Source organism: Leyella stercorea, from assembly GCF_021531355.1.
GTDB lineage: Bacteria > Bacteroidota > Bacteroidia > Bacteroidales > Bacteroidaceae > Prevotella.
Map to the genome: position 1 here is coordinate 1 of NZ_JADYTS010000072.1, position 14,233 is coordinate 14,233.

Sequence of the window (14,233 nt, forward strand, 5' to 3'; positions counted from 1 at the left end):
TATAGCCAATTGTGCATATCACTCCCCTCCCTGCGGGGGAGGGGCTGGGGGTGGGGCTTTTGTGTGGCTTTTTTGTTTATTTCCTATATCCCCTAATTCCATACCACAACAGTACAAACTCACAGACAAGGGCTATAATCCATGTGAACTGCCATGAGCCTATCCAGTCGGCAAGCATTCCCTGAAGCACAGGGAAGACTGCTCCACCAAACACACCCATCATAAACACTCCTGAGGCACGCGATGTGTATTCGCCAAGTCCGTCAACAGCAAGAGTGAACACGCAACTCCACATGACGGAGTGGAACAGGCCGACAGCAGCCAAGAGCCAAAGGTTCTCTGTGAGCATGGCAGCTGTCATGAGCGCTATAGCTCCGAGTGTGACGGTGATGAGCATAGGGCGTGGCTTAACATTCTTCATCGAAGCCGACACCATACGTCCGATAAGGAAACCGCCCCAGTAGATTGTGGCAAGCAAGGCTGGCGACAAGGCGGCACCACCGGCTGTAAGTTCCATTGCGTGCAGATTGATGTTGTTGCCAATGCTCACCTCCGTACCTACGTAGAAGAATATTGTTATTACTCCATACTTAAGGTTGCGGAACGACCATACGCTCTTTGTCTTTTCTCCGGAAGAGGCAGGAGTATTGCTGTTGGTAGCTGTTCGTGTACCCTCTATATCGGGCAAGGCAAGTCGGCGTGTGGTCATTGTGGTGACGACAATACAGAGAGTCATGAGTATAAAGGGCAGTGTGAGCTGTGATGCTGTGACGCTATTGAGAGGTACTCCCGCAAACATGATGCCCGTCACGAATAGTGGTGCTATGGTTGTGCCAAATGAGTTGACGGCACAGGTGAAGTTCATTCGCTGCACTGCACTTGTGCCTGGCAAAGGATAGGCAGCGATATACGGATTAATGACCACCTGGAGCATGGCAGCTGCCGTACCCATAAGGAACGAACCGATAAGAAAAACAAAGTAGCCGAACGGTACGAAGTCGCCATTAAAAACAATGCCTGCATCACCAGCATACTCTGCACAAAAGGCAGAAGCTGTATAGAACACCAAACCTTCGACCATGACTATCAGCGAGCGTATGAGTGTGCGCTTGTAGCCAATGAGATTGAGCATTCGTCCTGTTCGCGAACTGTTGAGCAGATAGCCCAAGAAGAAGGCGAAGGATATGAGTGTGGTCAATGAGTTGCGCATGGTTGTAGCTTCGGAGAGGAACGCTATCTTGAGTGGTCCCTGGCACTGGCCGTTTACTGTAGTAAGGAATCCTACAATAAAATATATAAAGGTGAGCAGCAGGAATGGTCCTGCGGTCTTTAGGCTTAGGGATTTCATATTGTTATTAGGTTTTTTGTTCAAGTTGAAAATTGAGAGTTTAGAGTTGAAAGTTATGATATGCTTTAACATTAAATGTTTAGCTTGGTAATCATAACTCTCAATTCTCAATTCTCAATTTTCAACTCTCAACTGAAGATTATAGTATTTCCTCAAGAGTCTGCATTGCTCCCTTGGTCTTGATGCTCTCCACCATCTTCAGATAAGGCTGTGTGAAGTTGTTAGCCGCACGCAGATTGGTGCTGCGGAACGGAGAGAGAGCGAGGAAGTCGAGCGGCTCATCGCTTGTGATAAGCTTCTGGTCGTCGGCTGTGAGCCATGGATCTGCCACCTCAAACTGTTCGCCATTGTCGTCGGTGTGATACTTCTGGTAGTGGCGGTAGGCAGCGAATAGATAAGCCACACGGATGAGTTCCTTGTCGTCAGCAATCATCTTTTCAAGATTAGGCATTACATACACTGGGAACTTAGAAGCGCCATCGAAGCAAAGACGAGCCACCTGGTCGCTTACTGTGCGGTTGCCGAAACGCTCGCAGAGAGTCTGCTTGTAGAGCTCAAGGTCGGTGTCCTGTGGAGCCGGAACATACGGAGTGATGTCGATGTCCATAAACTGGCGTACAAACTTGGCTATGCGCTCGTCGTGCATGGCAGCGTCCACCTTGCGGTAACCGTAGAGGAACGAGGGGTAGGAGAGCAACGTGTGTGAAGCGTTGAGCAGAGAGAGTTTCATGTTCTCAAAGGCAGTCACGTCATCAGTCATCTGTGCGCCGACATTCTCCCATGCCGGGCGGCCTGCGGCGAAGTTGTCCTCCACTACCCACTGTATGAAGTCCTCGCAATATACAGGAGCCTGGTCGTTGGTGCCGTTCTCCTCGTTGAGGCGCTTGATGTCCTCAGGACGTGTGGCAGGAGTGATGCGGTCGACCATTGAGTTGGGGAAGGTCACGTTCTCCTCCATCCATGCAGCCAGTTCTTTGTCTTGTGCCTCAACGAACGACATGAATGCGCGGCGTGCCGTATTGCCGTTGTGCTGAAGATTGTCGCAAGAGAGTATGGTGATAGGGCCAGCACCTGATGCCACGCGACGGCGGAGTCCTTCGGCTACATATCCGAATGCTGTCTGTGGGTCGTGAGTATGCTCAAGGTCGTGAGCCACCTGCGGATTGTCGAGCATGAACTCGCCAGTCTGTCGTGAGATGTTGTAGCCGCCCTCGGTGATGGTGAGGGTTATGATGCGGATGTTTGGGTCGGCAATCTTGTTCAGAATAGCCTCCTTCTCCTCAACGCCCCAGTACAGTTCTACCAGCGCGCCCAGACGATAAACCTCATTGTTGCCGTCGCGTCCGCATACGGTCAGTGTGTATTCGCCGTTCTGCGCCTTGAGAGCCTTGTACAGAGGTTGGTCTCTCTCCAGAATCATAGCTCCGCAGATGCCCCAACCATGCTGGGTAGGGTCTTCGAGCAGACGGCTTGTCATATATTCGAGGTGAGCACGATGGAAATTGCCAACACCGAAATGAAGAATGCCAGACTTGACCGAGTTACGGTCGAAAGAATACGAGTTGATTACATTTGTTGCCATAATCTTTAAGTTATTAGTTATTGTTTCTTTAGTTATTATTTGTTCTTTTCTCTTGCAAAATTATATTGCAAAAAGATTATGGCAAAGAATAATTTTAAGGTAAGTTATGGAAACGTTTGCGGTAACGTTTCCAAAATCTGCAAACGTTTTAAATTGTTTTAGATGGGGTGTTAAAATAGGAGTTAGAGGAAGTTAAGAGGAAGTTAAGAGGAAGTTAAGAGGAAGTTAACGGACAAATGCTTTGTTTTCTACAGTTTATACATATGTCCTCCCTCTATCTGCTTTGCCGCTTGTCTTAGCAAGAACTTCTGTTAACTACGGGCAAAGCCCAAACTTCCTATAACTCCTATTTAGCCCTGTCTATTCCCCTGTAGACGCTCGGCACTTCATTTCCGTGCGCAGCACAATCTTTCGATTCTCTGCCTCAGGATTGCGCACCTTTTCAAGTACTAGTTCGGCTGCTCGTTGTCCCATCTCGGCGAGAGGAGGCTCAACGGTAGTGAGTTGCGGGTTAACAATAGTGGAAAGCTCTGTTCCCGAGAATCCTGCCACAGCCACATCCTCTGGTATGCGACGTCCAAGCTCACGCAGACGGTTCATTGCTCCGATAGCAAGAGTGTCGGTAAAGGCATATACAGCATCAAACTCGATGCCTTGCCTAACAAGACTGTCCATAGCAGCCGCACCATCGGCAAACGTCATTCCTGTCTTCACCACGAGTTGTGGGTCGTACAGGTGGAATTTCTCCATTGCCTCGCGATAGCCGCCAGCACGCTCCACTGCATTATACACATCATCCGGACCATAGAGATAGGCAATACGGCTGCGACCAAGACGTATCAGGTGTTCAGCCATAAAGTAGGAGTCGTTGTTGTCGTCCACCATCACCTGCGGCATGTCGTCCATACCATGAGGTATACGGTCGTAGAAGACAATGGCTACACCCTCTTTGGCAAGACGACGATAGGTTTCGACATTATGCTTATAGCTGCAAATGCTCACTATGAGTCCGTCGACCATAAACTCCTCCATCATCTGCAGGTTCTCTCGCTCACGGTTGGGGTTCTCGTCCGACTCGGCTATCATCACCTTCTGATTGTTCTTGTAGAGTATGCTCTGTATGCCAGCCACCACCTGCGAGGCGTATGGTGTGTGCATCTCAGGCACTATCACACCGATAGTGTTGGTGCGACCCATTTTGAGATTCATTGCCACAGGATTGCGTCGGTAGCCAAGACGCTCCGCCTCGCGCAGCACAGCCTCACGTGTCTCACGCCGTATGTTCTTGTCGTCGGTCAATGCACGTGACACTGTCGACACCGAGATGCACAGCGAGCGTGCTATGTCTTTTATTGTTACATGTTTCATTGTCGGTAGAATAAATACAGGTGTTATGTATTATCATTTAATATTATTTGCAAAAATACAAAAATACATTGAATATCTCTTGACATATAATATGAAAATCACAGTCGTCGGCATGGCATAACAGATATTTCAATAAAAAGTAGTAACTTTGCATAGCAATTAAGGATAACCCCACAACACAATAGGATAACTCCCACAACACATATTGCAAACGTTTGCGAATATTGGGAACGTTACCGCAATCGTTTCCATAAATTAAAACACAACAAGATTGAATAGTCTGCTCAATAATGGCTAATTTAGCCATCGCAAAGAGTAACTAAATAAACCTTATTTTTATATTATATCGTATGAGCATCAATATCCAGAGAAATCAGAAGAAGAGAGTAGTAATCGTTGGTGGCGGACTTGGCGGACTGCGTCTTGCAGAAGACCTCTACGGGTCGGGCATGCAGGTAGTGCTGATCGACAAGAACAACTTCCATCAGTTTCCACCGCTTATTTATCAGATTGCCTCGGCAGGTATCGACCCGAGCAGCATCTCATTTCCCTTCCGTCAGATATTCCGCAAGCGCAAGGACTTCTATTTCCGTATGGCTGAGGCTCGTATGGTAGACACCGACAAGAAGATTCTGCAGACTTCTATCGGCAAGATCGACTACGACTACCTTGTGCTGGCAGCTGGAGCCACAACCAATTTCTTTGGCAACAAGAACATCGAGGAGTGGGCAATACCGATGAAGACCGTGCCCGAGGCAATGGGTCTGCGCAATGCCCTGCTCTCCAACTTCGAGCGTGCGCTGACCTGCGCTACAGAGGAGGAGCGTCAAGAGCTGCTCAATATTGTAATTGTAGGTGGTGGTGCTACTGGTGTGGAGATTGCCGGAGCGTTGTCGGAGATGAAGCGCTACGTCATTCCTTACGACTATCCCGACATGGATTTCTCGTTGATGCACATTTACCTTATAGAGGCTGGCGACCGTCTGCTTGCCGGAATGTCGCAAGACTCGTCGCGTAAGGCTTACGACTTCCTCAAGAGCATGGGTGTCGACGTGCAGTTCGGCAAGATGGTGACCGACTATCGCGACCACAAGGTAATCATGAAGGACGGCACAGAGATTCCTACACGTACATTCCTCTGGGTGTCGGGCATTCGTGCCAACGCCATGCCTGGCATCAGCGACGACCACCTGGGACGTGGTTTCCGCTTCAAGGTTGACCAGTTCAACCGCATTCCCGGACTGGATGGCGTGTTTGCCATTGGCGACCAGTGTCTGCAGACTACCGATGCCGCTTACCCCAACGGACACCCGCAGGTGGCACAGGTGGCAATACAGCAGGCAAAGAATCTTGCCAAGAACCTCAAGCGAATCAACGAAGGTCAGGACGACAGCGCTCTTACAGCCTTCAAGTACAACAACCTCGGCTCAATGGCAACTATCGGCCGCAACAAGGCTGTGGTAGAGATAGGCAAGTTCCGCAGCCAGGGATTCTTCGCATGGATTCTGTGGCTCGTAGTTCACTTACGCTCAATCCTCGGCGTCAAGAACAAGATGATGGTATTGCTCAACTGGCTGTGGAAATACGTCAGCTACAACGATTCTATCCGCATGATCACCTACGCCACAAAGCCGCGTGAGGTAGTGGAGCGTATGGAGCGTGAGCAGACCACACACTTGGGTGAGGACCTCATGGATTGATAAAAGCTGAAAGCGGAGATTTTTTTATTTATAATTCTGTATTTTATAATTCTAAAAAATAGTATATTTGCAGAAGAATGGACGGCGTCATGACCATGGCGCCGTTTTTTTAATTATAAAAATCTGAGACATGAAAAGAAAGACTGCTCTTATCACAGGTGCTACAAGCGGAATAGGAATGGCTTGTGCACGTCGTTTTGCCGTTGGTGGCTACAATCTTATCATTACAGGCCGTTCTGCCGACAAGCTTCAGGTGTTGAAGGCTGAACTTGAGGCTGGTGGGGTGGAGGTGCTTGCGCTCGCCTTCGACGTGTGCAATCGTGAGGCTACGCGCGATGCTGTGGCAAGCATACCCGATGCTTTCAAGCCCATCGACGTGCTTATCAACAACGCCGGACTGGCACGCGGTCTGGAGCCCGAATACGAGGGCGACTTCCAGGACTGGGACGAGATGATTGACACCAACATCAAGGGATTGCTCAACATGACTCGCTTCGTGGTGCCCGGGATGGTGAGCCTTAACCACGGCCATGTGATAAATATAGGTAGTGTGGCTGGCGATGCGGCTTATGCCGGAGGCGGAGTCTACTGTGCCACAAAGGCTGCCGTCAAGGCACTTACCGACGGACTGCGCATTGACGTAGCCCATACAAGTGTACGAGTAACCAATCTGAAGCCCGGACTCGTTGAGACCAACTTCTCCAACGTCCGCTTCCATGGCGACAACGAGCGTGCCGACAATGTCTATAAGGGTATCAAACCGCTCGTAGGCGACGACATTGCCGATGTGGCGTTCTATGCAGCAAGTGCTCCCGAGCATGTGCAGATTGCCGAAGTGCTGGTGCTTGCCACACATCAGGCCAATGGAACCGTTGTGCATAGAAAAAGTTGAGAGTTGAAAGTTGAAAATTGAGAGTTATGATTACCAAGCTAAACATTAATGTTAAAGCACATCATAACTCTCAATTCTCAACTCTTAACTGTAAACTAAATAAGCCTTGCCAAGTAGTCGTAGTGCTCACCCTCTGCCACGATCTCACACTGCAAACCGCATTGCTTGCTTATAGAGGCGAGCAGTGCGGGGTCGGTGTATAGCCAGTCGAAGGGTTCGCCCTTCACGTTTTTGTATTGCATCTGGTAGTCCACCTCGCCATAGTACGGCGCATTGAGGTCGATGTCCATCGATCCGTCCTCGTTCTCGTATATGTATTTCAGGTCGGACGAGTCCACCAATATCTGCCCGCCATCAGCCAGCAGTTCCTTCAGACGGTTGAGCAGCGATGGCAGACGCTCGAGTTTGCCGGCAATGCCTGTGCCGTTCATCAGTAGCAGCAGCGTGTCGTATTTGCCATGCAGTTGCGGGTCAAACAGGTTCACACACTCCACATCCTTAATTCCACGCTCACTCATCACCTCGCAGCTCAGCGGTGAGATGTCGATAGCTTTCACCTCAATGCCACGTTCCTGCAGAGCCAGCGCATGACAACCGGCACCTGCACCGATGTCGAGCACACGTCCGCATGCCATCTCAAGTGCCTTCTGCTCCAGACGTGGCATCTTCGCTAACTGACGGAACAGATGCGCCACAGGCATTTCATCCTCTTCAAACATCGATGACAACACACGCAGACGGGCAGCCTTGCCCGAGCGGTGGAAGTCGCTTATAGCCGCACCCATAGGGTCGTGGCTTTTATCTAATATGGAATATTTCATCTTAAGCTTTTCAGTTTTTATATTTAGACGTTTATTCGATTTTGTATTGAAATGGCTACAAAGTTATGCTTAACAGATGAAATATCCAAGCCTAAATATTCTTTTCTATATTATTATAAAACGATTGTCAGGAAAATTGCCTATTTTTGCAGAATATAACAGCAAAACAATCTACATGAACAAACGTGAATATGCAAAGGCAAACCTTGAATGGCTTGCCGAGAAAGCCAAGGAAGAAGGCGTAAAGTCGCTTCCGCGTGGCATTTACTATAAGGTTTTATCTGAGGGCAACGCCGACGGCAAGCATCCTACACCGCGCAGCATCGTCACCGCCCACTACACCGGTCGCACCATCAATGGCAAGAAGTTTGACTCAAGCCGTGGTGGAGCACCATTGGCTGTGCGCCTGTGCGACCTCATTGAGGGCTGGATTGTAGCCATGCAGCAGATGTGCGTGGGCGACAAGTGGGAGGTCTACATCCCTGCCGAAATGGGCTACGGCAAATTCTCGCAACCCGGAATACCCGGCGGATCAACACTCATTTTCGAAATCGAACTCCTGGGAATTGCTTAGAGTAAGATGGTGTAATATATAATTATCTAAAAACCAATGTAATATGAATTTCAACAACACAGTCCTAACCCTTGGCTTGGTAGCAGCCTTCCTGCAGATGCCAGCCACATCGTTTGCCCAAGGCTCGGGTGCCAACCGTTCTAATCCTCTTTTGCAGAAGAGCAGCCTGCCATTTGGCGCGCCCGACTTCAGCAAGATTCAAGAGACCGACTATCTGCCGGCAATCCAGGCAGCTATCAAGAATCAGCGTGAAAACATCCAGAAGATTGTCGACAACAAGAAGAAGCCGACATTCCAGAACACTATCCTCGCCTATGAGGAGAGTGGCGTAATGCTCGACCGCGTCATCAACGTGTTCGACGGACTCACAAGCGCACACAAGACTCCTGTTATTGCCGAGACAGAAGACAAGGTGATGCCGCTGCTCACCGACCTCAACAATGAGATTTCATTCAATCAGCGCCTTTTCGAGCGCATCAAGTACGTCTACGACAACGAGTACAGCAAGCTCAAGGGCGAAGACCAGCGTCTCACCGAAGTCATCTACAAGAGCTTCGTACGTTCGGGCGCTTTGCTTCCTGCCGACAAGATGGAACGCATGAAGCAGATCAATTCGCGCATTTCCGAGTTGCAGCAGCAGTGGGGTAACCTCCTGCCAGCCGCCACCAACAACGCCGTGGTTTGGGTAGACAGCAAGGAGCAGCTCGCCGGACTCAGCGATGCCGACATTGCCCAGTGCAAGAAGGATGCTGAGAGCCGTGGCAGCAAGTCGCCCTATTGCATCGTCATCATCAATACCACACAGCAGCCCATCCTCGCCAGTCTGCAGAATCGCGACCTGCGTCGCAAGGTGTTTGAGGCAAGCGTCCACCGCGCTGATGCCACCAACCCCAAGTACAACACATTCCCTATCGTAACAGAGCTTGCAAAGCTGCGTGCCGAGAAGGGCAAACTCATGGGCTACGCCACCTACGCCGACTACTCGCTCGAGCGCACAATGGCAAAGAATCCAAAGAATGTCTACAACTTCCTGCGCCAACTCATCAAGGACTATTCGCCCAAGGCCGATGCCGAGACACGAGCCATCGAGCAGTATGCCCAGAAGCTTGAGGGTCCCGACTTCCGTCTGCAGCCCTACGACCGCTTCTACTATTCTGCCAAGATGAAGAAGGAGATGCTCAACATCTCCGACGACGAGATAAAGCCCTACTTCAATGTCGACAGCGTGCAGATCAACGGCGTGTTCTACGCAGCCCAGCGTGTCTACGGCCTCACATTCAAGCAGCGCAAGGACATCCCGACTTATCATCCCGATATGAAGGTGTTTGAGGTGATTGACAAGAACGGCAAGTCCATCGCTCTCTTCTACAGCGACTTCTTCCGCCGTCCCACCAAGCGTGGCGGAGCATGGATGAGTGCTTTTGCCAAGCAGAGCCGCCAGCGCGGACAGCTCCCCATCATCTACAACGTGTGCAACAACGCCAAGGCTCCCGAAGGTCAGCCGTCGCTCATCACTTGGGACGAGGTGTGCACCATGTTCCATGAGTTTGGTCACGCCCTACATGGCATCCTTTCCAACTGCCAGTACAACACCCTCTCAGGTACAGCCGTGGCACGCGACTTCGTAGAGCTTCCGTCGCAGTTCAACGAGTCGTTTGCAAGCATTCCCGAGATATTCGACCACTTCGCACGCCACACCGAGACTGGCAAGCCGATGCCAGCCGATCTCAAGGCACGTATGCTCGAAAGCATCAACTTCCAGACAGCTTACGCCCTTGGCGAGAATCTTGCCTCTACATGTCTCGACCTCGCATGGCACATGATCAGCGCCGACGAAGTGCCCTCGCCCTATATGGCAGGAGCATTCGAAAAGGAGCAGCTCCACAACATCGGTCTGCTCAACACACAGATTCCGCCGCGCTACTCTACCTCTTACTTCAACCATGTGTGGGGTGGGGGCTACGCAGCTGGCTACTATAGCTATCTGTGGACTGAGGTACTCGCCGTCAACGTTGCCGACTACTTCGCCAAGCACGGAGCACTCGACCCCGCCATCGGACAGGCCTTCCGCGACAAGATTCTGAGCCGTGGCAACACCAAGGACCAGATGCAGATGTTCACCGACTTCACCGGAATGCAGAGCCCTGATGCCTCAGGACTGCTCAAAGCAAGAGGACTGTAGTGTTGAAGAAAAGTCACGAATGTCCACGAATGACTCACGAATTCTGTAGCTTAGATTCATGGTTAATTCATGGTTATTCGTGACTTAACCGCTTTGTGTGTTGAATAAAAACTCTATGATAAAATATTTATATGGATAAATTCACAGACTATAAGGATTTGGTCTATAACATTATAGGTTCAGCCATGAAAGTTCATTCCGTATTGAATTATGGAATTGCTGAGGCTCTTTATCAAGAATCATTGTATTTGGAGCTTTTGGATAATGGAATTAAAAGTGAGCGAGAGAAGGAGATTTGTTGTCATTATAAGCATCATCAATTAAATAAAACCTACAAAGCTGATTTAGTTGTCGGTGATATTTTAGTTGAACTTAAAAGTGTTGCAGAACTACTACCAGAGCATCGTGCACAACTCTTTAATTATCTGAGGTTAACGAAATATCCAGTTGGTGTTCTAATAAACTTTGGCAAGAAGAATTTGCAAGGGGAACGTTATGGATTCATAGAGGAAACAAATGAGTGCGTACTATTGGATAAACGCATGAAAATCCTTAACTATGAATAATTCATGCCCATACAGTCAGTAAAATGGTCATGAATATCCACGAATAACTCACGAATTCTGTAACTTAGATTCATGGTTAATTCATTATAATTCGTGACGATGCAGCAAGTAATATAGTCATGAATATCCACGAATGACTCACGAATTCTGTAGCTTAGATTCATGGTTAATTCATTATAATTCGTGACGATGCAGCAAGTAATATAGTCATGAATGTCCACGAATTACTCACGAATTCTGTAGCTTAGATTCATGGTTAATTCATGATAATTCGTGACAATAAAAGAAAAATATTATCAATTTATTAATCGACAAATAAAAAAAATGATCAATCGACTTTTATCTTTTCTTGACGCTTCGCCTGTGAATTTCCTGGCAGTCAAAAATATCGCAGACATGCTTGAGGCTGGCGGATTCCGTCGTCTCGACCCATGCCAGCCGCTCGGCGCTGTCAAAGCCGGCGACCGATTCTTCGTCACCAAGAACGACTCGTCAATCTACGCCTTCCGCATAGGCAGCCAGCCGCTCGCCGAGGCAGGATTCCACATGATATGCGCCCATAGCGACTCGCCCACGTTCCGCATCAAGCCCAATGCCGAGATGCTCTGCGAGGGCGGACTCGTCAAGCTCAACACCGAGGTGTATGGCGGTCCGATAATGTCTACATGGTTCGACCGTCCGCTCACACTTGCCGGACGTGTCATCGTGCGCAGCCAGGACGTGATGCGTCCCGACACGATGCTGCTCCACATCAAGCGACCGCTGCTGCAAATCAGCAATCTCGCCATCCACTTCAACCGCCAGGTCAACGATGGCGTTAAGCTCAGCCGACAGAAGGACGTGCTGCCGCTCTTGGGTCAGATTACGAGTCAGCTCGAAGCCGGCAATCTGCTCCTCAACGTCATTCTTGAAGAGTTGGGCAAGCAGCGCCCCGTAAGCCGTGAGGACATTCTCGACTTCGACCTCTATCTTGCCGACACAGCGCCAGCATGCACCTTCGGCGTTCACAACGAGTTTATCTCATCCGGACGTCTCGACGACCTCTCGATGTGCTTTGCCGGACTTGAGGCCATCCTTGCCGCTGCCGACAGCGACACCACACAGGTGCTCGGTATCTTCGACAACGAGGAGACTGGTTCGCAGACCAAACAGGGAGCAGGCAGCCCCTTCCTCTCGTACATGCTGCGCCGCATAGCCTTGGCACAGAGTGGCACCGAGGAAGCCTACTATCAGGCAGTAGAGCGTGCCTTCATGATTTCGGCAGACAACGCCCACGCATGGCATCCCAACTATCCCGAGAAGTACGACCCGACCAACCATCCTATGCTTGGCGGCGGTCCGGTCATCAAGTTCAATGCTGCCCAGAAGTACGCTTCCGACGCAGCTTCGGCAGCCGTCTTCGCCGGAATATGCGCCAAGGCAGGTGTGCCGTGCCAGCGCTTTGTCAACCACAGCGATGTAGCAGGCGGCAGCACTCTTGGCAACATCCTCGCCTCGTCAATCCCATTGCGTGGTGTAGACATGGGCAATGCCATCCTCGCCATGCACAGCTGCCGTGAGACAGGTAGCGTGCGCGACCATGAGTACTGCGTAAAGGTGTTTACGGAGTTTTATAATATGTAGAAGCCCTACACCCAGCCTCTCCCCCGCAGGGAGGGGAGTGGTATGAACCGACTGCTTATAGTAGCGGAGGTCTCCGGCCTCCACAGCAAACAAAAGGAACGGCGGACAGGAGTCCGCCGTTCCTTTTATATTACGTAGTTGAATGAAGAATTCTGAATTCAAAATTGAACAATTCCTAATCGCCGCAGGCGACCAATTCCACATTCCACATTCCTAATTCAACACTCCACAATGTGTGTCCCCACGACGTGTCCCATTGTCCACGCCGCTTGCAGATTGAATCCTCCCGTAATGGCATCCACGTCGAGCACTTCGCCGGCGAAGTACAGTCCCTTGCACACCTTGCTTTCGAGTGTATGCAGGTCGATAGAAGCCAGCGAAACGCCGCCGCACGTCACGAATTCGTCGCGTGCCTTGCCACGTCCCTCAATCTGGTAGATATCGTTGGTCAGCGTCTCGATGATGCGGTTGAGGCTCTTCTTGCCCAGTTCGCCCCATCTCTGCTCAGCCGAGTGTCCCGTGCGACGTATTATGTAGTGCCACAGTCGGGTAGGGATGTTGAACGGTCTTACCGTAGCCAGTTGTTTCTGCGGGTTGTAGGCTGCAATGTCCCCGATCTCCTCCTCAGCCACCGAGCGTCGGCTCTCGCCCGTCCAGTTGATTGCTACGGGCGACTGATACTGTCGCTCGTTCAGATGGCGTGCAGCGTGCGACGACAGCTTCAGCGCAGCCGGACCGCTCATTCCCCAGTGGGTGATGAGCAGCGGTCCCTCGGCACGCATCTTCGTGCCCGGAATCGATGCTATCACAGGCTCCACCACCGTTCCCATCAGTTCAAGGAAGCTACGGTCTTTGATGTTGAACGTGAAGAGCGACGGCACCGGTTGTTCAATCTCATGTCCCAGCAAGGCGTGCATCTTCAGTCCTTCGCCCTTCGGACTGCCACCCGTAGTGATGGCTACGCGGTCAAAGTCGCGCTCCCATCCGTTGGCAAAGCACAGGTGCAGCGTTCCGTCGTCGTTGCGAGTGATGTTGTTGAGGCAGTGGCGTGTCTTCTGCTTCACACCCAGACGTGTGGCAAGCCCCACCAGACAGTTGATGATGCTGTGCGAGTCCTGCGACTGCGGAAACACGCACTCGTCGTCCTGCGTAGTCAGCCCCACGCCCTCGCGTTCAAACCATTCGTAGGCGCTGCGGTGGTCAAACCGCTTGAACAGCCTCTTCATCAGTTTGTGTCCGCGTGGATAAGCGTGCTTCACGTCGCTTATCTGGCGAAACGAATTGGTAAGGTTGCAGCGTCCGCCGCCAGTGATTTCCACCTTGGCAAGCATCTTAGGCGCCTTTTCAAAGATAGTGATGTCGGCAGAAGGGCAGTTGCGCTTTGCTTCGATTGCAGCAAAGTAGCCCGCCGCTCCGCCACCGATAATGGCTATGGTCATATTTGAATGTTGAGTTTTTTCGGCAAATATTAACATTATAATAATCTTTTTTCAGTCACGAATTATCACGAATTATCATGAATTGACCATGAATTTCACCATGAATTATTCTTTTCACCACGAATTCCACTAATCACA

General features: G+C 50.4%; 11 protein-coding genes. 6 read left to right on the top strand and 5 right to left on the bottom strand.

Translation table 11 applies throughout. The features are described 5' to 3' along the window. Positions 1–76: 76 nt before the first annotated feature. The 3 genes from I6E38_RS12245 to I6E38_RS12255 form a co-directional block, all read right to left on the bottom strand. Positions 77–1,348, bottom strand: a complete 1,272-nt coding sequence (locus I6E38_RS12245; protein WP_235394257.1) for an MFS transporter — start codon at positions 1,346–1,348, stop codon at positions 77–79. A gap of 139 nt (positions 1,349–1,487) precedes the next feature. Then, positions 1,488–2,930: a mannitol dehydrogenase family protein gene (locus I6E38_RS12250; RefSeq protein ID WP_235394258.1), complete on the bottom strand. Its 1,443-nt coding sequence runs from the start codon at positions 2,928–2,930 to the stop codon at positions 1,488–1,490. A gap of 360 nt (positions 2,931–3,290) precedes the next feature. After that, positions 3,291–4,298, bottom strand: coding sequence for a LacI family DNA-binding transcriptional regulator (locus I6E38_RS12255; protein ID WP_235394259.1), 1,008 nt, complete (start codon positions 4,296–4,298; stop codon positions 3,291–3,293). 350 nt (positions 4,299–4,648) lie between these two features. Here I6E38_RS12255 and I6E38_RS12260 point away from each other — a divergent pair, with 350 nt between their 5' ends. Both I6E38_RS12260 and I6E38_RS12265 read left to right on the top strand, forming a co-directional pair. Next, positions 4,649–5,998: an NAD(P)/FAD-dependent oxidoreductase gene (locus I6E38_RS12260; RefSeq protein ID WP_235394260.1), complete on the top strand. Its 1,350-nt coding sequence runs from the start codon at positions 4,649–4,651 to the stop codon at positions 5,996–5,998. A gap of 130 nt (positions 5,999–6,128) precedes the next feature. Next, positions 6,129–6,890 (top strand): SDR family NAD(P)-dependent oxidoreductase, encoded by a 762-nt coding sequence (locus I6E38_RS12265; RefSeq protein WP_235394261.1) that lies wholly within the window; start codon positions 6,129–6,131, stop codon positions 6,888–6,890. Positions 6,891–6,985: 95 nt separating this feature from the next. Here I6E38_RS12265 and I6E38_RS12270 read toward each other — a convergent pair whose 3' ends face one another. After that, positions 6,986–7,711: a class I SAM-dependent methyltransferase gene (locus I6E38_RS12270; RefSeq protein ID WP_235394262.1), complete on the bottom strand. Its 726-nt coding sequence runs from the start codon at positions 7,709–7,711 to the stop codon at positions 6,986–6,988. Positions 7,712–7,886: 175 nt separating this feature from the next. Here I6E38_RS12270 and I6E38_RS12275 point away from each other — a divergent pair, with 175 nt between their 5' ends. From I6E38_RS12275 to I6E38_RS12290, 4 genes are all read left to right on the top strand, one after another. Further along, the gene (locus tag I6E38_RS12275) at positions 7,887–8,285 is read left to right on the top strand and encodes a BamJ family beta-barrel-assembly machinery protein (RefSeq protein ID WP_235394263.1); all 399 of its coding nucleotides are present in this window, start codon (positions 7,887–7,889) and stop codon (positions 8,283–8,285) included. A 43-nt stretch (positions 8,286–8,328) separates the two neighbouring features. Next, the gene (locus I6E38_RS12280; protein WP_407936660.1) at positions 8,329–10,467 is read left to right on the top strand and encodes a M3 family metallopeptidase; all 2,139 of its coding nucleotides are present in this window, start codon (positions 8,329–8,331) and stop codon (positions 10,465–10,467) included. A 131-nt stretch (positions 10,468–10,598) separates the two neighbouring features. After that, on the top strand, positions 10,599–11,033 hold the full coding sequence (locus tag I6E38_RS12285) for a GxxExxY protein (protein ID WP_235394264.1): 435 nt from the start codon (positions 10,599–10,601) through the stop codon (positions 11,031–11,033). Positions 11,034–11,357: 324 nt separating this feature from the next. After that, a complete protein-coding gene (locus tag I6E38_RS12290; protein ID WP_235394265.1) occupies positions 11,358–12,656 on the top strand; it encodes a M18 family aminopeptidase in 1,299 nt (432 codons plus the stop codon). Positions 12,657–12,874: 218 nt separating this feature from the next. On the opposite strand, the gene I6E38_RS12295 is transcribed toward I6E38_RS12290, so the two are convergent. After that, entirely contained in the window at positions 12,875–14,095 is a 1,221-nt protein-coding gene (locus tag I6E38_RS12295; protein ID WP_235394266.1) for an aminoacetone oxidase family FAD-binding enzyme, read from the bottom strand. Positions 14,096–14,233 lie beyond the last annotated feature (138 nt).